Genomic DNA, 21845 nt, shown 5'->3' with positions numbered 1-21845 from the left:
GGACACACGTCTGGCCGTTGCGGTCCATATTCTGACGCTGCTTGCTCAGCAGGACGACCAGGAGCCGCTCACCTCTGAGCACATCGCTGGCAGCGTGAATACCAATCCCGTCTTTATTCGCCGCATCCTGGGTCTGCTCAGCCGGGCCGGGCTGGTCGCTTCGCAGCCCGGCGTCGGCGGTGGCTGGCGTCTGTTGCGCGATCCGGCCAGCATTAGCCTGCTGGATGTTTATGAGGCCGTCGGGGCTGGCCCTTTGCTGGCCCTGCACCATAGTGTGCCAAACCCCAACTGCCTGATCGGTCGCAATATCCAGCAGACCCTGCTTGGCTACTTCGGCCAGGCCGAGACGGCCTTCAAGCGGGTGCTGGCCCAGCAAACGATTGCCCAGGTGCTGGCCACCGCCCGAGCGGGCGAGCTGTCTTTGCCCTCATAGCGGGCTCGCTTTTTTTACGACCCTATTCGGAACTGTGATGGTTACGGATAGGTCAAGCGTAGTCTCTCTTCTTCTGGCCGGCAAGGAGAGACAGTCCGCCGAGCCGGTCCATTGGTCCAGGCGTATGCTAGAAATGCCATTCTCTGGCTGAAAGGAGCGATCTCTCATGAAACTGATTGTCTTTGGAGCTACTGGCAACATTGGTCAGCGCATCATTCAGGAGGCCCTCAACCGTGGCCATGAAGTCAAGGGGGTGGCGCGCCATCCCGAGCGTCTTGCGCTGAGCCATCCGCGTTTCAGCCTTGAGGCGGGCAATGTGCTTGACCCTGCCGAGGTAGCGCGTCTGGTCAGTGGGTACGACGTTGTCATCAGTGCCATCGGGCCGGCGCGTGAGACCGCCGAGGATCCGCGCGTGGTGGTGCAGGCCGCCCAGGCCCTTATCGAGGGATTGAAGCGGGCTGGTGTCAGGCGTCTGGTGGTGGTTGGTGGGGCTGGCAGTCTGGAGGTAGCGCCCGGGGTTCAGTTGATGGATGCGCCCGGTTTCCCGCCGGCCTGGCGACCCATTGCCACCGCTGCCCGCGAGGCACTGGAGGTCTATCGCCAGCAGGGAGGCGATCTTGACTGGACCTATTTAAGTCCGGCGGCCTTCATCGAGCCAGGCCAGCGCACGGGGCGCTACCGGGTCGGTACCGAGCAGTTGGTGACTGACGAGAAAGGCGAGAGCCGCATCTCGATGGAAGATTACGCGGTGGCCCTCCTTGATGAGGTAGAGCGGCCGCGCTTCGTCCGTCAGCGCTTCACCGTTGCCTACTGACCTGCGTGATGCCGCGGGAGGGCAGCGCGTCGCGGCGGGGCCGGACTTCTAGGGCAGAAGTGGCTTGAGCGCGCGCTGCATCTCCTGGTAGGTCTGGTAGCGGGCGGCAGGCTCCTCTTGCAGGGCCTGGGCCAGAATCGCCTCTAGCTCCGGCGAGACGGCGGGGTTGAGTTGGCGCACCGGGGGATAAACCGGGTAGTGCGGTGGCGCCTGGTTGGTCAGAACATGGTGCATGCTGGCCGCCAGCATGTAGAGGGAGGTACGCCGATCGTAGCGCCGATCCTTGATCGGCAGGTAGGGCGAGAGAGCCAGCTTGCGCGTTGTGCGGTGCAGGCTGCGGCTGCCAGGCGCACTGTCAAGCGGCGGAGGGGGAATCTGGAAGCCGGTGAGCATGGCGCGCCCGCGCTGACGTTCGATGATGATGTTGGCGGGCGAGATATCGAAGTGATAGAGAGGCGGCTGCTGTTGCTCCAGAGCGGCCAGGACATTGAGCAGGCTGTAGAGCCAGACCACCACCTCGCGCTCGGGCAGAGGACGGAGCAGCTTCTGCAAGCGTTCCTCCAGGCTTTCTCCATCGATATAAGTCAGGACCAGATAGTAGTGGCGGCCCTCGGCGAAGCGCTCGCGCACCTGGGGGACAAGCGGATGGCGCAGGCGGGCCAGCCCCTCGCTGGCACGGTCGTAGTAGGCCAGCTCCTGGGCCCGCCGGGTCAGGGGGAAGTCGGTGCATTCCCAGCGCTTGAGCACAACCTCGGCTCCGTTCGCCTGGTTATCGGCGGCCACCATTGTGGTGACCCGCGTCTCTTCGCGGCTTTTCAGGACGCGCCGGATGTCGTAGCGACCCTGGCGAACGCTGATGCCGAGGAGGGGACTGTGGCGGACAAGGTTGGGTGGGATGGTCAGGCGTCCGCAGGCGGAGCAGCAGCGCTGGCCGAAGCGCACGGCGGTGTGGCAGTAGGGACAGGTGCGGTCGTCGTAGTCGGCTCCACAGTTGCTGCAGCGCTGGGCGCCGCTGCGGTTCTGGAAGCCGCAACGCTCGCAGACGTAGCGCTGCAGGGCGATAGAGACGGCCTCCGCGTATGCGCTGGCGAATTGCTGCGTGTCATGGTAGCGCTGGCGATAGTCCTTGGAGAGGGCCCGCAGAAGAACGGCGGCTACCTCGGCCGGCAGGCGTGGGTTCCATTGCTGGGGCGGAGGTGGCGGCTCGTGCAGGTGCGCGCGCCACATCTCTTCGAGGCGACTGAAGCTGAAGGGCAGGCGTCCCGTGAGCAGTTCGTAGCAGCAGATGGCCAGGGCGTACTGATCGCTCTCGCGGCGCGGGTTGCCCTGCCACTGCTCGGGAGCCATATAGGCGGCGGTGCCGGTCACCTCGCCGAGCGAAGCGTGGGTCTGCATGCCCAGGTAGAAGGTGGTGCCAAAGTCCGAAAGCAGAAGCTGCCCGTTGCGTCCGATCAACAGGTTGCCGGGCTTCACGTCCTGATGGATCAGGCCGTTTTGATGGACATAGTAGAGGGCCTGGGCGGCCTGCTGCACGTAAGGCAGTAGCTCTTCCGCAAAGGCTGGGCGTCGGCTGCCGTCGGTCTTGCGAAAGAGATCGTAGATGGTTTGTGGCGCGTATTCCATGACCAGATAGGGGCGCTCATCTTCGAGCTGGCCGAAGCTGTAGACGGGGAGAATATTGGGATGTTGCAGGGTGGCAATGCGTCGCGCCTCGTCAAAGAAGCTGCCCAGAGCCTTGTCGTTGAGCTGGTCGAAGCGCAGCACCTTGAGGGCCAGCGTACGGCTCAGCGGCTCCGATTCGCGCACCTGGTAGACGTGGCCGTAGCTGCCCGAGCCGATGAAGGCCACGACCTGGTAGTTGCCGACGCGCGCTCCCTCGATGAGAAACTCGCAGCGGCGACATGAGACGGCGCTCTCGGGGTTGTCGTGTCCTCCGCGCGGATTGAGACAATGCGTGACCATGCTCCCTTTCGCCCGGGCAGAGTGTGCTGAGCTAAGCTGGCTTGGCCGCAGCCAACAGCCAGGACAGCCCAGGCCGGACCCTCGCTGGTGGGGCGCTAGCACCCCGCCTCTGTCGCCTGCCGGCGGGCTGTCTTCTCTTTTCTTCACTATATATCTACGTCCCCACCCTCTGCAAGTTGCTTCTCCCCAGGTGAGCTGCCTGGCGCTTGCGCCGCACGCGGCTCTAAACCCGCCGGCGGCTGGCCGCAGGGGAACGGAAGGGATGGACCCTTTAGGGGGAATCCTCTCAGTTCGTTGGAAAACCTGTCAGAAAGCAAAGAAACGGGTAGGCGCTGCCAATCTGCTGCAGGCGATAGCGAGGGACACTCTGCGTCTTGAGGATCCTCTCCGCCAGTGGGAGTTGAAGAGCCATGGTCAGGTGGCGGGGCATCTGGTCAGGCTGGCGCCGCAGCCACATTCCCAGGAACAGAGCCTTCGGCGGCGCCACTCCAGCGGGCAGACAAGGGAGGGATGGCACCATGATCGCTCAGCCTGCAAAGTGCCGGCAGCCCAAGACTCCCCACAGGCCGCGGCTCCAGCCTGACGAGCGAGGGACGGAGCCCTGCCCTGCCCTGCGCTCGCCTGGACCCCGGGATCGCCGAGAACGCCCTCCTCGCTGCTCGTCTGCTTCTGCTTCACCCTGGTGAGAGCGAGGCCCTGGTGAGGACCTGAAAAGGCCGTCCTGCTGGCGACAGTTGCGAAGATCGCCCTGGAGACGCCTGGCCGCTTGCTCGCTCTGGCCCATCAGGAGTATAATCTCTGCTCTAGAATGCTCATGGTCAAACGAGGAGTTGAACCTTGCAATTCTGCGTTCATGACGAGATCTTCAATTGGTTTCCGGGCCTGACCCTGGCGGTAGTCATCGCTGAAGGAATCGATAACAGCCGCGTGCCGCCCGAGGTTAGCGAGGAGTGGCGGAAGACCTGGCGGCGGGCGGGGCAGCAAGCCGCGGCCTACGGCAATGCCCAGTCGCATCCGCACGTGCGGCCCTGGCGCGAGCGCCTGCGTGCCCTGGGAGTCGCCAGCAAATTTCCCAGCTCCATCGAGGCCCTGCTGCGGCGGGCCCTCAAAGGAGGAGAACCGTTCAGCATCAATGGACTGGTTGATTTCTACAACACTATCTCCTTGCGCCATGTGGTTCCCGTTGGCGGCTTCGACCTGGAGCAGGTCGGCGGTCCCCTGGAACTGCGCCTGACCCGTGAAGGCGACCATTTCATTGCCCTGGGAGAAGAGGAGCCGCAGCAGGTCCAGGCTGGGGAAGTCGCCTATACCGACGGCAACACCATTCTGACACGCCATTTTGTCTGGCGCCAGGCGCGCCAGGCCCTCATCTTGCCTCAGACGCGCCGCGTCTTTCTCGTCTCAGAATCCCTTGGCGAGGTCGGCCCACAGGTTGCGCAGGCCGTCCTTGAGGACCTTGTCAGCGGCCTGCAACGCTGTTTCGCTGCTCAGGTTCGCCCTTTTCTCCTCTCAGCGTCCAACCCGCAGGCCACCTGGTAGCCGGCAAGCCAGGAAGCTGATCAGCTTCGTCCTGTCCGACCGCCGCATTCCCCTGGAGACCGCTGCTGCGCCTCGAGCGCTGAACGCCAGCAGGCATCTGCCTTCTCATGCATACTAGTGTGTGCTAGTGTGTGAGCGCGCCCCGCCTGAGGCTGGCTGAGCGGCGGTCGGCGGGCGAGTGTGCCGCCTGGCCTATTGGATAGATCGCCGCCCAGATCGTTTATTCTGACCAGGAGAGCTTGAGCAGCGTCAGCGGACGAGCAGCAGATCTGCGATCGCTGTGCCTGAATGAGCCGTGTCGATCCGCGCGGCCCTACGCCTCGCCGCTGGATTGGCGTCACAGAAAAACAACGCGAGGGAAGCGATGAGAGAACCCACCGATTATCATCAGCTAGTCGTTCAACGCTACTGGCTGCGCGAAGGCGAGCCACCGCTTGGCTATGCTATCCATCGCTATATCCTGATCGGTCTGGGAATAGCGTCGGTGCTGTCTGCCTTGGTCATCGTCTGCCTGATCTGGCATCAACAGATCCTGGTGTCTCTGTTTAGCCTGCTGGAGGTGCCTATCTGTATAGCAGCAGTCTCACTGGCAAGGCGCTACAGTGGTCTTTATGAGGTTGACGACCATGGAAGGCCATATGAATTTTTCTCTCATCAAATGCCATCCAGTCTGAAATTCTCCAAAAGCCTGAGCCGCAGACGCTTTCGGCAGTACATTCAGCAGAGACAAAGGTCGGGTGGACCTGACCAATCCTCAGCAACGCTTTGAGATGCGCTGCCGCTGTTTCACTCTCTCGCTCCTGGACCTCTCCTTTAGGCCCGCGGCCCTTCGGCTGAGCCAAAGAGGTGGTCTCGTGTGGTCTTGGCCCTCCTCGTCTTCGCGGATACGAAACTAGTTCGTTCCGAAACTTTGGGGTGGGATAAGGAAACGCTGCGGCTGGGCAGCGACATAAAGAAGCAAGTAAGAAGCTGGTAGGAGCAACTGCAGATTGAGAGGAAGATGGGCAATCTTCTCCTCGCCTGCAGCCGTGGGCAACTCGATTGAACTCTGGCTTTGCGCAAAGAGCGACCTGGGTCGCTCTGCTTCTGCGGGCGGGCGCGCGCGCTCGGGGAGTCTAAGTCGGGTCGAGAGTGGTGAAGGGGCGTGGATAGCTCTCCTCTTCTTGCCGGTGCAGGCCGGCTCTCCGCCGCCTGGGAGGCGGACTTGACGCTTGCTGAGCCACCTACTACAATGGAAGCGAGGGAGGAGCAGCCATCTCATGATCATACCCGAAGCTGAATCCGAGTCTGGGCAACGACGGCCTGGGCGACCACGCAGTGCCCAGGCTCACAGGGCGATCCTCCAGGCCACGCTGGAAGAGCTAGCCGACGAAGGCTATCAAGGCATGACCATCGAGGGCGTTGCGGCTCGTGCTGGTGTCAGCAAAGCCACCATCTACCGCCGCTGGTCCTCCAAAGAGGAGCTGGTCGTCGCTGCCGCTCACCGCATCTATACCGACATCCCCATCATCAATACCGGGCACTTGCGGCGCGATTTCGTGGCCATCTATACCCTGGCCTATCGTGCCGTGCAGCAGAATCCCTTTCTGCAGCGACTGCTCTTCCGAGCAATCGGTGAAGTCCACGCCAACCCAGAGATTTACCGCGTCTTCATCGAGCGTCTCTTTGCCCCGCGGCAGCAGCAATTTGTCGAACTGATCAGGGAGGCGCAGGAGCGGGGGGAGGTTCGCCGCGACCTTGATCCCTGGCTCATCATCGACCTGATTGCCGGTCCCCTCTTCTATCATCTCATGCTGGCCCCGTTAGCGCCCTCGCAGCCTCAGCCCCTCAACGAGGACCTCATCGAGCGCTTGATAGACGCCGTTTTCCTGGGCCTTGCTCCCAGGCCAGCGGTCTCTCAGGGCCGGTCTGGCTGACTTACTGGCCAGAGGTAAGGGGATCGACCGCTCCCCTGCCTGAAAGCGGAGGGAGGAAAGGGAAATAGTCACCTCCGGCTGCGGCTGGCCGCTCAAAGCCTGCTCACGGCCCTGCCAGTAGTTCCTGAGACCCTGGCGAGGGATCCTGGCAGGCCCTCGACCTGCTCAATCTCATCAAAGGCGCCTGAACGCGATCCTTTCTCGAACTTTGGCAAGCTTGCGTGAAGCTTGCAAGCTCAGATGCGGCTCTGCCGGAAGGCCCGCGTGAGAGAGCGAGCGTATTGAACTCCTCCAGAATGGCGAACTCCAGGGCCTTGGACCAGGAGGTTAAAAAAATAGATATACATTAACCCTGTTTCTATAGTCATGAGAGACCTGCTGACGATCATTACGGTCTTTTCCGCCCGGAGTACGGCCAGCGCTCCCAGGAGTTCCGGACAAAAGTCCAAAGGGCCATGAACGTGACGGGAGGTGAGAACGCTGGCGGCGGTCGTCAAGACGATCCGGATCGGGATTCACCAGGAGGTCCATCGGTGCAAGAGAGAGGCGTTAGAGAGGACGAAGGGCATCTGTAAGGCCGTGATCGCCTTTTACATAAACTTTTTGCGGCCCACGTGAACGGGCTGGACGAGCCGGTTCAGACCGAAAGGAGGAAGGAACAGTCCAGAAATATACCCTAATCAACTCTAAGACGAGTATCAACTAAGAAATGCTGACTTTTGCAGAGTTTCATACTTTGACGACCAAAGCCCACCCGAACCCGGGATAGCCGCTTGACGAACACGTTCTGGCGGCTCAGGGAATGCCGACGGAGCTACGCCGGGCGGCGATCAACCAGGCGATTAGCAGGGTGCGGTCCTGGTGGAGTCGCCTGAAAACTGGGAAGGAAACAGCGCCGCAGCGGCGCGGGTGGGTGGAAACCTCAATTGGGCGCACCGAACGAGCCGGTGACGTTTTATGCGGGGATGGTCGAGCACCCCGCATATGACCTGGACCCGCAGAAGGAAAAGCGGCACACCTTCATCCGCCTGGAGCTGCACACGGGGCAGGCGTGGGAAAAGGTATCGCCGTCGGTGGTGGCTCACGCCCAGGCGGAAACGCTTCTCGCCGGGGCCGCCTGGGAGAGAGCGCATGGACCCAGGGAAGGGAGCGTCCAAAGGTGAAACAGGCCGGTTCCAGCGAAGAAAAAGCGCGCCGCATATGGATGGTCCAATCCCTGACGGTGTACGCGAAGCGGGCCAAACGGTATCCGGGCGAGGTGCGGTATGCGCTGCACATCCCGATGGAGAAATCCATCGACAAACCCCGGAAGGCAGAGGAACAGCGCCGGGCAGGCCCACAGATCCCGGCGGGTGGTCACGGTGGACCTGGGCGTCAACCGGCTGGCGGTGATGGGAGCGTTTGTAGCGGGAAAACTGGCGGCTACGAGGTTCGTGGACGGCAGCGCTCTGAACCATCGCCGGCACCGGTTGTCCGCAGCTATCCACCGCAAGCGTGAGCACAGCGGGCGGCTTCAGCCGGGCGTCCAGAACAACGCAAACTTGTGGGCCAGGATCCGGAACCTGGACGAGAATGCGGCCAGGCAGACGGCCGTGACCATTGTCCGGTTCGCGAAGAAGCTTGGCGCAGGGGTGATCGTGTGCGAGCACCTGTGCCGGTACCGGCCGCCGAAAGAGAAGATCAACCGGGGCGGGCGGAAGAACCACAAATGGGCGTACTGGTTGCGCGGACAGATCACGAAGTGGGTCCGGGACCTGGCGTTTCGTGTTACCCTCAAGCCTCATCGAGCGGCTTGGCCGCAGTGAGGACGAGAAGGGCAAACGGCAGCGCCATACAGGAGTACTGGTACCTGACCTGACTATCTGCTCCTGGGGAGGGTCACCCGCATCGCTGTTGGCTCGCTGGCCATTCTCGAAGAAGTTCGGAATCTCCTGCGAGCGGCTGGCTATGTGTTCAGCTCCCCGTTGAGCATGTACCGGAGGGAGCTATTTGATCTGGACAAGGGCGAGCCAGAACAGATGGGCCATCGCCTGCCTGCCCTGGCAGGCGATGGCCCATGAGTAAAAGCTTCTACTATGTGTGGGGCGTGGAAGGCATCAACCGACGCTGCCCGACATCTCCAACTGGATCAGGCGGTTCAGCTCGACGGCGTACTCCATCGGCAGCTCCTTCGTGATCGGCTCGATGAAGCCATTGACGATCAGCGAATAAGCCTCCGACTCATCCAGGCCGCGGCTCATCAGGTAGAAGAGCTGATCCTCGCCGACCTTCGAGACGGTGGCCTCGTGGCCGATTTCCGTCTCATTATTCTCGATGCGCATCGTCGGATAGGTGTCCGTGCGAGCGCGCTCATCGAGCAGCAAGGCATCGCAGCGCACGCTGCACTTCGTATGGTGGGCCTCCGGATTCACGCGCACCAGGCCGCGGTAGGAGGCGCGACCTGTTCCCTTAGAGACCGACTTCGAAAGAATCTGGGAAGTCGTGTAGGGGGCCAGGTGCGTCACCTTAGCGCCAGCATCCTGATGCTGGCCGTCGCCGGCGAAGGCCACCGACAGAATATCGCCGCGGGCGCCAGGCTCCATGAGGAGCACCGCCGGATACTTCATCGTCACCTTCGAGCCCAGGTTCCCATCGACCCACTCCATCGTCGCATCGGCGTAAGCGGCGGCCCGCTTCGTCACCAAGTTATAGACATTCTTTGACCAGTTCTGGATAGTCGTATAGCGCACGCGGGCGCCGCGTTTGACGATAATCTCCACCACGGCGCTGTGGAGGCTATCGGTCGAATAGATCGGAGCCGTGCAGCCCTCCACATAATGAACATAGGAACCAGGTTCAGCAATGATCAACGTGCGCTCGAACTGGCCCATATTCTGCGCATTGATGCGGAAGTACGCCTGGAGAGGAATCTCCACGCGCACGTTCTCCGGCACGTAGACAAAGCTGCCACCGCTCCAGACCGCGCTATTGAGCGAGGCGAACTTGTTGTCGGAGGGCGGGACGATGGTGCCGAAGTACTCCTTCACCAGGTCCGGATAGAGGCGCAGGGCGCTATCCATATCCATAAAGATCACGCCCATCTTCTCCAGGTCCTCGCGGACCTTGTGATAGACGGCCTCGCTCTCGTACTGGGCCGTCACGCCCGCCAGATACTTGCGCTCCGCCTCGGGAATACCCAGGCGATCGAAGGTCTCCTTGATTTCGGGCGGTACCTCGTCCCAAGAGCGGCCCTGCTCCCTGACCGGCTTGATGTAGTAGTAGATATCGTCGAAGTTGATCCCCGAGAGGTCCGCGCCCCAGGTAGGCAGAGGCCGCTTCAGAAAGAGGTCGAGGCTTTTGAGACGGAAGCGGCGCATCCAGTCAGGCTCGCCCTTCATCTCTGAGATCTGCTCAACGACCTCACGGCTCAGCCCCTTCTTCGACTTGAAGGCGTAATTTTCAGGTACATGGAAGCCAGCGGTATATCTCGGCTCGGCTGTACCGAAGATTTCTTGCGTGCTCATGTCACATCACCTCAGCGTGGCGTCGAGACCTCTGCCCCGTACGTGAGGAAACAGCGCCACCTCAATCAATCCTTACTCTAATACTCGGATTTGCTCCTCTAATTATACGGCCCGTCGTGTCGGCCTGTCAAGGCCAGTTGGCTGAGGATAGCAGGCATCAGGGAGCCTTTGCTGTGCCTGGCTCGCCCTGGTCTGCTGTCTTATACAGATAGACCTGGACGGTGCTGGTGGCAAAAGTGCTCAACAGCTGATAACGAGCGAAGAGCCAGGCGGCGCTGGCCCGTGCACGCTGGGCAGCGTCCGCGTCTGGCAGGCGTATAGCTATATAAAGGATTAAAACAATTTAAGTGGTAATATATAATAAAAAATGTGTTGATCTATCAAATAGTCATTTTATCGATCACAGGGGCGCCTGGAGATGTCCGCTCTCAGAGCTGGCACTGGCCCTGGTATATCTCTCCAGTTTTAGAGATATTTTTGCCATCTCTGTTGACGAAATTGAGCGGTTGTGGTAGAATAAAGGCCAAGAACGCCAGCGTTTCCCTCGCCGGGTCGGCCCTGCTGAGGAGCACCAAGAAGGGGGAGCGACCAGGAGCGGCCCGGCGCATGGGCCTGCAGGTGATCTCAGGGAGCTTGGATTAGGAGGCCCGGGGGCGGATCAGTCCCCGGTGAAGAAGAGAGAAGCATGCACAGGCTGATAACCAGAGACCCGGTGAGTGGTGGAGAGCTGATCGTGACGCGCCTGGAGTGCCCCGAGAGCGGCGTCGTGATCGAGGGCCGCTTTAGTCTCGGCTGGATTGGGCGCCTGACCCCCGAGCAGCTTGACTTTGTGGAGCGCCTGGTCAAGAACCGTGGCAATATTCAGAAGCTGGCCAGCGAGCTGGATATCGCCTACAATACAGCCCGCAATCGCCTGGATGAGATTGTGGCCGCGCTTGGGGGGGCGCCCGAGCCTGAGCCTCGTCCCAGCGTCGATCGTCGAGCAATTCTGGATCGTCTGGCCGCGCGCGAGATCAGCGTTGAGGAGGCGATGCGCCTGTTGCGAGGTCAGTCGGATGGCAGTTCCCGCTGAAGAGCGTGACCGCATTCTGCGCCTGGTTGAGGCTGGCCAGATCAGTGCAGTGGAGGCGGCCCGCCTGCTCGATGCCCTTGTCCCTTCTGCTGGGACGCCTTCCGCCCGCGCCAGGCCGCGCCAACGCCTGGTACACATTCGCGTGAGTGATCTGCTCCTCAATCGTCCCCGGACGAGTGTGACGATCCCGGTGGAGCTGCTGGAGGTGGGCTTGCGCCTGGCGACGCGCCTGGCTCCTCAGATTAGCGGCAGCGCCCTGGAGCAGTTGCTACGCGCCATCGCTCAGGCTTCCACTGGGCGCCTCCTCGACTTTCAGGATCTGGAAGAGAATGAGCGCGTGGAAATTTTCCTCGAGGAGCGTTAGCCAGGGCTGACAGGCAGGGACCCAGGCCGAGCCTGCAGGGGACCAGGAAAGAAAGAGCCAGTCTTGCTCGCTCCTGGCTGGCCTATGCCCGGCGCGGCGCTGCGATCAGCGAGACTTCTGTGTTGCACTGGCTTGAGAGACGAAGGGTGATCTGACAGCAACGAGCGCGAGCGGCTGTCGCTGCCAGTCGCTTGGCGGTGGAGAGCGGGCGCTCCGTCCGTTGCAGAACTGAGGGTTTTGTTTTGCCTTCAGGAGGCGGCGTATGCGACAAACGATGAGCCTTGGCCCGCGACCGCGGGTCAGGGTGGGCCGTGTCAGCGGCGATCTGGTCGTTGGTCCTGGCGAGTCTCAGCGTGTCCTGATCGAGAGCGATGCTGCGCTAGAGGCGAGGCTCATGGAGGGCGAAGAGGGTGAATTGCTGCTGGGTGACTGTCAGGGCGATCTGAAACTGTGGCTGCCGGCCGAGGCCACCCTCCACGTGAGCTGGCTCGCCGGCGATGGAATCCTGCGAGGCATTCGTCGCTGCGAGCTGGAGGAGGCTGGCCGCGATCTAGTGGTGGAGCGCGTGAGCGAGGCGCTGGTACTCGGTCGCCTGAGTGGGGATCTGCGCGTCCGGGCTGTTCCTTTGGTGCGCGTGCGCGGCGGAGTCGGCGGCGATGCGCTGGTCAGGGATGTTGAGCGCCTGGAGATCTCTGCGGTCGGCGGCGATCTGGTAGTGGAGGGAGGGGGGACGATCTTGCTCGGCTCGGTCAGCGGTGACCTGCGCTTGCCCGCCGTCGCAAGCTCGCTCCGCTGCGGGCACGTCGGCGGTGAGGCCCAGATTCAAGGTGGAGCCGGGACGGGCGTGGTCCTGGGACAGGTCGCGGGCAACCTGGAGCTGGTTGGAGCGGCTCAGGTTCAGGTGGGCGGCATCGAGAAGGATGCAGTGCTGCGCGATATCGAGGGAGAGGTTGAGATCGGGCGCGTCGGCGGCGACCTGGATTGTCGCGAGGTGGCGGGCCACCTGAAAGTGAGCCAGGTCATGGCGGATGCCGTTTTAAAGCGAATGCATGCTTCTCTGGAGATCGGTTCTGTGGAAGGCGACCTCTCGCTTCAGGCCGATTTTCCGGCAGGCTCCTCAACACGCTTGAACGTCAGCGGCGATGCCGTGCTTTTCCTGCCAGCCCAGGCCAATCTCAGTCTGCGAGCTGTGGTAGGCGGCAGCATCAGCGGCCCCGGCCTTGGCCGTGAACTGGCGGAATCTCGTCTCCTCTCACTGGTCTATGGCCCTGGCGAGGCCCAGGTTGAGCTGAACGTTGGTGGAGATCTGCGCCTCCAGGGGGAGGGCCAGCCCCGCGCCGGCGAGACCGCCTTACACTCCTTGTTCTGGTCCTGGGAAGACTTCGAGCAAGAAATGAAGGATTTTGGACGGACTATGTCAGCTTTGGGCCAGGAGCTGGGGCGCGAGATGTCCCGCCTGGCTCAGGATCTGGCGCGCGAGCTGAGTATGGCTGGCGAGGAATATGGCGCGCGCTGGCGAGAAGAGGTGCTGGCCAGGCTGGAAGAGCAATCGCGGCGCGCGCAAGAGCGAGCCGCGGCCTGGGAACGGCGCTTTGCTCGTTTCTGGCACCAGCCCGGCGGGGCACGGGTGCGCCTGCGCTTCCAGGAACGGGAGTGGCAGATGGATCCGGCGCGCCTCTATCGCATGCTGGATCAGGCTCAGCGGGCGGCGGCGGAGGGAGTGGTAGGAGCGATGGAAGCGGTGGAGCGCGCCCTGCGCAATCTGGGCCTGGCCTCGTCCACTGAAGAACGCTGGCGCGCTTCGCGAGCGGCTGCCGGCTCCCCAGCAAGAGAAGGGCCCACCCCGCGCCCTGAGTCCCCGACTTCTGCCAGGGGGGAGAAGCCCCCTGTACCTGCCTCCGACCAGGCTCCAGAGCAGCCTCAGCCTCAGTCAGCCGCTGTCGAACGCGAGCGCGAGCGCGAGGCGATTTTGCGCATGGTGGCCGAGGGACGCCTCTCCCCCGAGGAAGGCGATATGTTGCTGGAGGCTCTGGGCGCTTGATCGCCAAGATCCTGGTACAAGACTAACGAGGGCGAAGCGAGACTAAGAGCGGCAGCGCGCGAGCAGAGACTACCAGGGAAGGAAGCGGTCCAACTGCGTCCCTGGCCTCAGTAACAAAGGTCCCCAGCTTCTGCGACCGGCTGGCTCGCTCTCTCGCTTCGCTGCCCTCCGACAGCGGCTCCGCCTGCCTCTTTTCACCGTTTAGATAGCCTAAATGCCGCTTTTCGGACCTTGAGTCTGCACAACTATCGTTCTCCACCGGGCAAATTGTGGTATAATTACAACCGCTGTCAATATTTCTGACCACGCGGAGCCGCTGCGAGAGGGGATTGTTTTACCACTGGCACCTTATAACCATATCAGGATCTCGGTTTTTGCTAACGGGCAGGAACGCGATCTGTATCCACCCACTATTTCAAAGGACCAAGGTAGTTAGATGCAACAGAGCCGAAACTGGCGGGAACTGCTGGCAAGCCTCATTAGTGACCCGCGGCAGAAACAGATGCTGGCCAACAAGTTGGGGGTGACACCACTGACCCTGACGCGCTGGGCTGAAGGAGAGTCGCAGCCCCGCCCTCAGAATCTGAGGTTGTTGGCGGAGGCGCTTCCACAGTATCGTGCGGAGCTACAACAGGCCTTCAGTGAAGAGTTTGGCCTCTCCGGTCTTGGGGAGCCGGCCCTGGAACTGGAGGAGGAAGAGATCCCCTCAGCCTTCTATGCTCGTGTCCTCAATACCCATGCCACAGCGCTGGCCATGTTGCGCTTCTGGTCTATTGCCAGCCTGATTCTTCAGCAAGCGATTGGACAGCTTGATCCGCATCAGGTGGGCATTGCAATTACCGTCGTGCAATGTATGCCGCCGTCCGGGCCTGGGGGCAAAGTGCGCAGCCTGCGCAAGCGAGTTGGCATTGGTACTGGCCCCTGGCAGAGCAGCGTCGAGCAGAAAGCGGGCTTTTTGGGAGCCGAGTCGCTGGCTGGCTATACGGTCGCCCAGGGGCGGCTGATCGTCATTCAGGACCTGACGCGAGATCAGGGCTATTATCCTGCGCGCCCCATTGAGGGAGAGGTGGGCTGCGCCATCGCGCCGATTCTGCGCTCTAGCTGTGTGGCCGGGGGCCTGCTGGTCTCCAGCACGCGATCTGACTTCTTCTCACCTGGGCGCAGTCGTCTGGTGCAGGAGTATGCCGATCTCCTCGGGCTGGCCTTTGAGCCGCACGAATTCTATGAGCTGCAGATGATTGATTTGCAAACCATGCCCTCCTCGGAGGTCCAGGAAGAATATTTCAAGCACTTCCAGCGCCGTGTTGCGGCTCTGATGCGCGAGGCAGCTCTGAACGAGCGCCCGCTGAAGGTGACGCAGGCGGAGCAACTGGTCTGGCAGCAGCTAGAGGAGGAGCTGCTCGGGCTGCCCCTGCCAGAGCTACAAGAGTGAGGCTCAGGCCAGGAAGCGTGAAGAGGAATCTGCAGCTGGGCCTGGCCCCTGTTTCCTCCTCCTGCCGTGCCCACCCTCTTCACGCGCTCGCCGCCTGCTTCTGACCCAAGCGCTCGCTTCGCTGACTCTCCCTTCTTGCCTGGCGCCCTGCTCGCCGGCGCCAGGGTCCCAACCAAGGAAGAGATAGCCACTGGACCGCGTAGCGGCCTTCCCCGGCCAATTGCGATCGTCGCCTTGGCTCAGCTCAGGCCGGGCTGTGGGACGTGCGACCCGCTGCAGCCGATCTCTGGCCAGGGTAGCAGGCAGACGAACAGCCGCTTGTGGGGGAGGGGCTGCCCTGTCGATGGGTCTGGGCCTGTCTGAGCAGGCTCTTGCTCCCTGGCTGACTCAGTCTCGTCTGGTGGTCTTCCTGCAAACAAGCTCTCTGCCTGAGTTTGCGCCCCGGGCCTCCTTTGGAATAAGATGAGAAGGCCAGGGGCTGTGAGAGCCTTCTGGGCCTGTACCACACGATCGTTGAGATGGCGAATAGGTTGCGGAAGGAGTGTCTATGCAGAAGCGACGCTTAGGGAACACCGACATGGAGATCACGCCGCTGGGGCTGGGAACCTGGGCGATTGGGGGCGGCAACTGGAGCTTTGGCTGGGGACCGCAGGATGATGCCGAGTCGCTGGCAACGATTCACAAGGCTTTGGACCTGGGCATCAACTGGATCGATACCGCGGCGGCCTACGGCCTGGGACATTCCGAGGAGATTGTCGGGCGCGCCGTGCGCGAGCGCGGTCCTAACGAGCGCCCTTACATTTTTACGAAATGCTCGCTTGTCTGGGATGAGACCAGCAATGGTCAGGTACGCAATGTGCTCAAGGCCGACTCGATTCGGCGCGAGGCTGAGGCCAGTCTGCGCCGGCTCGGCGTCGAGGTGATCGATCTCTACCAGATTCACTGGCCGGTCCCCGATGAGGATATCGAGGAGGGCTGGAGCACGCTGGCTGAGCTGCAGCGTGCGGGCAAGGTGCGCTACATCGGAGTCTCAAACTTCAATGTCGCCCAGATGGAGCGAGCGCGGGCCATTGCTCCCATCAGCTCGCTGCAGCCGCCCTACTCGTTGATCCATCGCGAGATCGAGGCGGAGATCCTACCCTATTGCCAGCAGCATCATATCGGGGTGATTGTCTATTCGCCGATGGCCTCCGGCCTGCTGACGGGGCGCATGACCAGGGAGCGCGTGGCGGCCCTGCCGGATAATGACTGGCGTAAACACCATGCCGATTTCCAGGAGCCGCGTCTCTCGCGCAATCTGGCTCTGGCGAAGCTGCTGGGCGACATCGGCTATCGCTATGGGCGAACCACGGGAGAGGTGGCCATCGCCTGGACCTTGCGCCATCCAGCGGTGACGGGGGCGATCGTGGGGGCGCGTCGGCCCGAGCAGATCAGCGAGCTGATCGGCGCAGCGGAGTTCCGGCTCTCTCCAAGCGAGCTGGAGGAGATCGAAAATTTCCTGCGCGCCAACCCCTGAATGTCCTCTTCTTCGTGTCCATGAGCTGCCTCGCTGGCGGCGAGGCCGATCTGCTTCGGCCTCGTCCGCCGCTGACGGCAATGTATCTCTCTCTCCTGCCTCTCTCCCTCCCCTTCTTTGTCTCTCTTCCCTCGCGGCCGGCCGCGCTTCGCTCGTCTAGCGCTCGAGGCGCATTGAACTGAGCTGGGGTGACTCGCTCTGCTTGCAAACCACAGGACCATTGGTGTCGGTGGGGCTGACGGGTCGTGGCTGGAGCGAGATGAGGGCAACGCTGCCGAGGATGATGAGCATGGCAAGTAATTCCAGGGGCGAGACTTGCTCGCGAGCGAGCAGAGCGCCCAGGAAGACGGCAACCAGCGGATTGACGTAGGCATAGCTGGTTGCCAGGGCAGGGCGGACACGCCGCAGCAGGTAGCCGTAGGCGCAGTAGCCGAGCAGGGAGCCAGCGCCGACAAGATAGATGAGCGCCAGGAGAGCGCTGGGTGCTGGTGGCAGGCTGGGGCGTTCACCCAGCAGCAGGCCGATGGTCAGCTGAGCCAGGCCGCCGGCCAGCATCTGAGTGGCGCTGGCCATCAGGCCAGAGGCCAGGGGCAGGCGCGCGCTCCAGACGGAGCCCAGAGACCAGCAGATTGGGGCGATGAAGAGGGCGATGGCGCCCTGGGGATTGGCTCGCAGGCCGCTCTGCAGATTGAGCAGGATGACACCGCCGAAGCCGATGAGCAGGCCAAACCATTCAACACGCCGTGGCCAGCGCCCACCCAGGCCCGAGAAGAGCGCGGTCCACAGCGGGACAGCGGCCAGAGCGATGGCGGCTAGCCCGCTGGCGACCCATTGTTCGGCAAAGGCTATCAGACCGTTGCTGCCGACAAGCATGAGGATGCCTATGCCAGCACCGGCCAGCCACTGGCGCCGATTGGGCCGCGCTTCTCCGCGCAGGCGCAGCAAGAGATAGAGCAGGGTACCGGCGCAGATGAAGCGCAGGCCACCCATGAGGAATGGGGGAAAACTGGCCAGAGCCTGGCGCATCCCCAGATAAGTGGAACCCCAAATAAGATAGAGAGCCAGCAGGGCCAGGATAATGCCAAGTCGGTCGGCAGGCCGCAGATGGCCTGCGCGCCGGCCTCCAGCGGCAGGGCCTGACTGGGTCTGGGTGCTGGCCGAATCTTGACGATCTCCTCTTACTCTTAATAGGGAAGTAATCTGTTTTCTTTGCATAGCTGCTAGTAGAAAAGATGCTGATACGACAGTAAAGCAGAAAACGTCATAGTGAATCTGTTCGCTGGCGTCACAGGGCGGGACAGGTCGCTCCGTGGCGTGGCTGCTGGTATGGTATGGCTGGATCGGAGGTGAAGGACGGGTGTCCGGATTCGATCAGGATCGCTCGCAGGTGCCCCTTGAAAAATTGTAGCTGCTGGCCAGCGCGTTGGCTACAGCCAATGGTGGGAAAGAAGGGTCAGATTGGCTCTTGCGGCGGGGGACTGGGCAGAAGGGAGGGCTGGCGCTCTGCCCTCTTGCTTTGAGAGGCTCTGAGTGCCAGGAGGGCGGTAGCAGGAACCAGGAAGAGGCGGCGCGTGGTCCAGGGAGGCTATTCTCCTGGGGAGCGCGCCGCTGCTCTGTGCGCTCTGCGCGGAGGACGAACGTCGGTCTGCAGGAGGATCGGCCCTAGCTGGCGGGCGGGATGTTCTGGTTGATGCGGAAGAGATTGGCTGGATCGTAGTGCCGCTTCACCTGACGTAGTCGCTCGTAGTTTTCTCGGTAGGCGGCGCGGATGCGCTCATCCCCCTCTTCCTCCATCATGAAGTTGACGTAGGCCCCGCGCTCCGCGTAGGGGTGCAGTGCGGCCCAGTAGGTACGCGCCCAGGTGGTGATCGTCTCTTTCTGGGCCGGGTCGGGCGTGACCCCCACGATGACCTCTGCCCAGGTTGCATCGCGGTAGCTCCAGGCGGTGGCCTGGCGGGCCACGCGACTGGCAGCGCCATTGACCGGGTAGAGGTGCATGGTTGATTGGGGGGTTGGGAGCTGAGAGCCGTGGTGCATGTGCAGGTCAAGTGCCGCGTCGCTCAGCTCTTTCACAAAGTCCGCCTTCCAATACCACTGTAGCCCGGGAGGATAGAGCGCGTCAAACATGCTCTGGAGCGCTGGGAAAGGTAGCGGGCCAACGAGGTCTAGCGCTGGCTGACGAAACTGGCGGATCGGCTGGAAGGTCCGTTCGGCCTCGGCCAGCGGTCCGGTGTAGCACCAGACGATGCCGCAGAGTTTCTTGTTATGCAGGTGGTCCGGGAAGGGCGGCCCCGCCGGAACGGTCAGGAAGGCGAAGAAGCCGTTGAGTTCGTCGGGGGCTGTCGTGATCAGGCTCTGGTACCAGCGGAGAATCTCGGGCGCCTCTTCTAGTTCCCAGAGCATCGGGCCGGCATAGACCGTATCGACTGGCTGGGTGCGAAAGAGGAAGGAGGTGACGACTCCGAAATTGCCGCCGCCACCACGCAAGGCCCAGAAGAGGTCAGGATGCTGCTGTTCGCTGGTGACTACCAGGCTGCCATCGGCCAAGACGACTGTTGCTTCGAGCAGGTTGTCGATGGCCAGACCGTAGGCACGCGTCAGATGACCCAGGCCGCCGCCTAGGGTCAGGCCGCCGACACCTGTCGTCGAGATGATCCCAGAGGGCACGGCCAGGCCGAAGGCATGGGTTGCATGGTCGACGTCGCCCCAGGTGCTGCCTGCCCCGACGCGCGCTGTCTGCCGGTCGGGATCAACGTGGGTATAGCGCAGCAGGGACAGGTCGATGACCAGGCCATCATCGCAGCTCCCCAGTCCGCCCGCATTGTGCCCCCCGCTGCGAATCGCCAGCGGCAGCCGGTGGGCGCGGGCGAAATTGACGGCGATAATGACGTCGGCCACGTCGGCGCAACGCACGATGAGGGCTGGCCGCTTATCGATCATGCCGTTGTAGAGACGGCGAGCCATCTCATAGGTGGCCTCGCCTCTCTGGATAACTTGCCCGCGCAGATTCGTCTGCAGGGCGCTTGCATTGAACGATGAAGACCTCTCCTCTATTGCCATACTTCTTGGGCTCCTTATCTCTGTTGAGGTCGATGCACTAAAAAAAACACTCTGCTTTCCTGCAGACGTTGCGCAGCTTCGCCGTAAGTAATCCTACTCATCGCTGTGCCATCTGGGCAAGCGCAAGGGTACCTACCTCGTTTGCGTTGTCCCCTGATCGAGGGAGGATCGGGCGAGGGGTGAGCGGACCTGGTGCAGCGCGCCTGTACCCTGAAGGCTTAGGACGAGTGGTCACGGGGCGTTGTGCTGGGTCCCCCATTTGCTGGGGGACCCCACCTCATTGGAGGTACCTCGTTGCCTTCAGCTATCAAGGGCTGGCCAGAGGTGACAAAGTCAACCCTGGCATCTTCTGGCTGCGTGACCATGCTCTCTGGAAGACGCCAGCGAGCTGCCTGTACCCGATGAGATCATTGGCGATATCGTAGAGGACCTGCACTGCAGGCGCTGCTGGAGCAGCTGAGTCTCATCATGGAGGATCTGAATGCCGGCAACGGCAGCAAGAACGGGGAGAAAAGCGTAGAGGCTCCCTCAAAGGCAGAAGAGAGTGGGGTCCCGGTGCTGACCGGTGAATAAGCACGGGGAGAAGGATGCAGGCAAGGAAGGGCTGGCGGGAGCATCTGCAGCGGGGGCTGGCCTGCCTGGTCCTTGCCTGTTCTGTCGTGCGCTCTGGTTCAGTTGGCGGTTCGTAATCTGGCTGGCGCCTTGGCCTCAAACCCCCGAAGAGAGGAAGAGCGCACGGGCAGCCTGGGGATCGAAGATCTCGCTGAGGCGCAGCAGAAGGTCGCCGAGGAGATCAGAATCCTGCAGGGAGCGGATACGTGGCTCCAGCTCGGGGACGAGAGAGGGGAAGCGGCGAGCCAGCAGAGAGAGCACATGCTCTTGGGAGGCAGCGAGGCGGCCTTCGGAGAGGCCCTGAGCCCGACCTTCGGAGAGGCCCTGAGCCCGACCTTCGGCGAGCCATTCCTGTACAGCGGGCGATTGCTGTAGCACATCCAGGAGCATGGTCGACCTCCCAGTCGCTTACTGATCCTGGCCTGAGGAGTCGCTGTCAGTCAGGAAAAGCGCACGGGCAGCCTGGGGATCGAAGATCTCGCTGAGGCGCAGCAGGAGGTCGCCGAGGAGATCAGGGTCCTGCAGGGAGCGGATACGTGGCTCCAGCTCGGGGACGAGAGAGGGGAAGCGGCGAGCCAGCAGAGAGAGCACATGCTCTTGGGAGGCAGCGAGGCGGCCTTCGGAGAGGCCCTGAGCCCGGCCTTCGGAGAGGCCCTGAGCCCGACCTTCGGAGAGGCCCTGAGCCCGACCTTCGGCGAGCCATTCCTGTACAGCGGGCGATTCCCGATAGATTTCTCGAAGCATCTCAAATCTCCTTTGAACACGACTGAAATCCTCGTGACCCTGGAACGTCAGATCAGCCAGTGTCTTGGCATGAACAAGAATATCACGCATTTGCTGTTCTGAGATGCGCTGATGCTCTTTCGCCTGTTCCAGACCCGTGAGTACACGCTCAACGACCTCATAACGCCGACCCCCGCGACAGAGCGGAGCCAGCGGCCAGATGCCAGGCAAATCGAGGCGCAGCAGATCCTCAACGGGCACTTCCCAGAGCTTCACCACGCCATAAGAGAACGAGAGCGTATCGGCCTCGCCCTCATGCAAGCCCGGCCAGCGTAGCGGCGAAGGAGGTGTCTCACCTCCCGCACGCAAATAGATCACCCACGAAAACACCTCCTGATTGTAGAGGCGCCGCGCAACTATATTATACTCCAGCAAACGGTTGGCCATCTGCGCATCGCCCCTGGCCTGGAACTCGATGTGAAACAGGCAGGGACGGCCACCAACCTGGACACGACAGAGTTCATCGGCGCGCAGCTGCAAACTCTGCATCTCACCCGAGAGACGAGACCCCTCCTCACACTCACCGATCAGCTCCACCCCTTCACAGAGCCAGGTCAGCACATCTTTCAAGGCAGCCTGGAGCAGGCCCCGCGAACTGCGGTCCCAGCGCTGTTGTCCCAAACGGCTCATCACACCTCCCGACAGACACTCTATTAAGTGAAGCACATCTATTATAATCACCTCTTGTCTATCAGTCAATATAGGATAGTTTCTCTATAAATAAAAATATCGCTTGCTTGTCTCTTAGAAAGGAAACTGACCGTGTCCAGAGGCTGCGCAGACCGACCAGCAGGCCAG

Annotated in this window: 17 protein-coding genes; 11 read left to right on the top strand and 6 right to left on the bottom strand. The window is 62.1% G+C overall.

The features are described from left to right. The first annotated feature begins 10 nt into the window (after positions 1 to 10). Both ACFMO7_RS19025 and ACFMO7_RS19020 read left to right on the top strand, forming a co-directional pair. A complete protein-coding gene (locus ACFMO7_RS19025; RefSeq protein WP_376797074.1) occupies positions 11 to 433 on the top strand; it encodes an Rrf2 family transcriptional regulator in 423 nt (140 codons plus the stop codon). Positions 434 to 599: 166 nt separating this feature from the next. Continuing rightward, the gene (locus ACFMO7_RS19020; protein WP_376797068.1) at positions 600 to 1247 is read left to right on the top strand and encodes an NAD(P)-dependent oxidoreductase; all 648 of its coding nucleotides are present in this window, start codon (positions 600 to 602) and stop codon (positions 1245 to 1247) included. 48 nt (positions 1248 to 1295) lie between these two features. Here ACFMO7_RS19020 and ACFMO7_RS19015 read toward each other — a convergent pair whose 3' ends face one another. Further along, positions 1296 to 3209 carry a protein kinase gene (locus ACFMO7_RS19015; protein WP_376797067.1) on the bottom strand — a complete coding sequence of 638 codons (1914 nt, stop codon included), beginning with the start codon at positions 3207 to 3209 and terminating at the stop codon, positions 1296 to 1298. An 837-nt stretch (positions 3210 to 4046) separates the two neighbouring features. Here ACFMO7_RS19015 and ACFMO7_RS19010 point away from each other — a divergent pair. The 4 genes from ACFMO7_RS19010 to ACFMO7_RS18995 all read left to right on the top strand — a co-directional run bounded on the left by ACFMO7_RS19010 (position 4047) and on the right by ACFMO7_RS18995 (position 8469). Beyond that, positions 4047 to 4748, top strand: a complete 702-nt coding sequence (locus ACFMO7_RS19010; protein ID WP_376797066.1) for a B3/4 domain-containing protein — start codon at positions 4047 to 4049, stop codon at positions 4746 to 4748. A 364-nt stretch (positions 4749 to 5112) separates the two neighbouring features. Next, the gene (locus ACFMO7_RS19005; RefSeq protein ID WP_376797065.1) at positions 5113 to 5517 is read left to right on the top strand and encodes a hypothetical protein; all 405 of its coding nucleotides are present in this window, start codon (positions 5113 to 5115) and stop codon (positions 5515 to 5517) included. Between the two features lie 490 nt (positions 5518 to 6007). Further along, positions 6008 to 6664, top strand: coding sequence for a TetR/AcrR family transcriptional regulator (locus ACFMO7_RS19000; RefSeq protein WP_376797064.1), 657 nt, complete (start codon positions 6008 to 6010; stop codon positions 6662 to 6664). 1352 nt (positions 6665 to 8016) lie between these two features. Beyond that, on the top strand, positions 8017 to 8469 hold the full coding sequence (locus ACFMO7_RS18995) for a hypothetical protein (protein ID WP_376797063.1): 453 nt from the start codon (positions 8017 to 8019) through the stop codon (positions 8467 to 8469). Positions 8470 to 8760: 291 nt separating this feature from the next. Here the strand turns inward: ACFMO7_RS18995 and sufB are convergent, their stop codons facing one another. Continuing rightward, complete coding sequence (gene sufB, locus ACFMO7_RS18990) at positions 8761 to 10167, bottom strand: Fe-S cluster assembly protein SufB (RefSeq protein ID WP_376797062.1); 1407 nt, start codon at positions 10165 to 10167, stop codon at positions 8761 to 8763. Positions 10168 to 10852: 685 nt separating this feature from the next. On the opposite strand from sufB, the gene ACFMO7_RS18985 reads away from it, so the two are divergent. The 5 genes from ACFMO7_RS18985 (at position 10853) to ACFMO7_RS18965 (ending at position 16592) form a co-directional block, all read left to right on the top strand. Beyond that, positions 10853 to 11239: a DUF2089 domain-containing protein gene (locus ACFMO7_RS18985; RefSeq protein WP_376797061.1), complete on the top strand. Its 387-nt coding sequence runs from the start codon at positions 10853 to 10855 to the stop codon at positions 11237 to 11239. Next, positions 11223 to 11603, top strand: coding sequence for a hypothetical protein (locus ACFMO7_RS18980; RefSeq protein ID WP_376797060.1), 381 nt, complete (start codon positions 11223 to 11225; stop codon positions 11601 to 11603). The genes ACFMO7_RS18985 and ACFMO7_RS18980 overlap by 17 nt, the downstream gene beginning before the upstream one ends. A gap of 262 nt (positions 11604 to 11865) precedes the next feature. Further along, complete coding sequence (locus tag ACFMO7_RS18975; protein WP_376797059.1) at positions 11866 to 13644, top strand: hypothetical protein; 1779 nt, start codon at positions 11866 to 11868, stop codon at positions 13642 to 13644. A gap of 436 nt (positions 13645 to 14080) precedes the next feature. Continuing rightward, a complete protein-coding gene (locus ACFMO7_RS18970; RefSeq protein WP_376797058.1) occupies positions 14081 to 15076 on the top strand; it encodes a helix-turn-helix domain-containing protein in 996 nt (331 codons plus the stop codon). Between the two features lie 547 nt (positions 15077 to 15623). Then, positions 15624 to 16592, top strand: coding sequence for an aldo/keto reductase (locus tag ACFMO7_RS18965; protein ID WP_376797057.1), 969 nt, complete (start codon positions 15624 to 15626; stop codon positions 16590 to 16592). A gap of 156 nt (positions 16593 to 16748) precedes the next feature. Here ACFMO7_RS18965 and yedA read toward each other — a convergent pair whose 3' ends face one another. From yedA to ACFMO7_RS18945, 4 genes are all read right to left on the bottom strand, one after another. Continuing rightward, positions 16749 to 17807, bottom strand: a complete 1059-nt coding sequence (yedA, locus tag ACFMO7_RS18960; RefSeq protein ID WP_376797056.1) for a drug/metabolite exporter YedA — start codon at positions 17805 to 17807, stop codon at positions 16749 to 16751. A gap of 447 nt (positions 17808 to 18254) precedes the next feature. Next, a complete protein-coding gene (locus tag ACFMO7_RS18955; protein ID WP_376797055.1) occupies positions 18255 to 19652 on the bottom strand; it encodes an FAD-binding oxidoreductase in 1398 nt (465 codons plus the stop codon). A 708-nt stretch (positions 19653 to 20360) separates the two neighbouring features. After that, entirely contained in the window at positions 20361 to 20654 is a 294-nt protein-coding gene (locus tag ACFMO7_RS18950; RefSeq protein ID WP_376797054.1) for a hypothetical protein, read from the bottom strand. Positions 20655 to 20672: 18 nt separating this feature from the next. Further along, entirely contained in the window at positions 20673 to 21677 is a 1005-nt protein-coding gene (locus ACFMO7_RS18945; RefSeq protein ID WP_376797053.1) for an Rpn family recombination-promoting nuclease/putative transposase, read from the bottom strand. Positions 21678 to 21845 lie beyond the last annotated feature (168 nt).

Origin of the sequence: Thermogemmatispora sp. (assembly GCF_042408735.1) — a bacterium.
Taxonomy (GTDB): Bacteria; Chloroflexota; Ktedonobacteria; order Ktedonobacterales; family Ktedonobacteraceae; genus Thermogemmatispora.
This window is presented reverse-complemented; position numbering and strand designations above follow the sequence as displayed.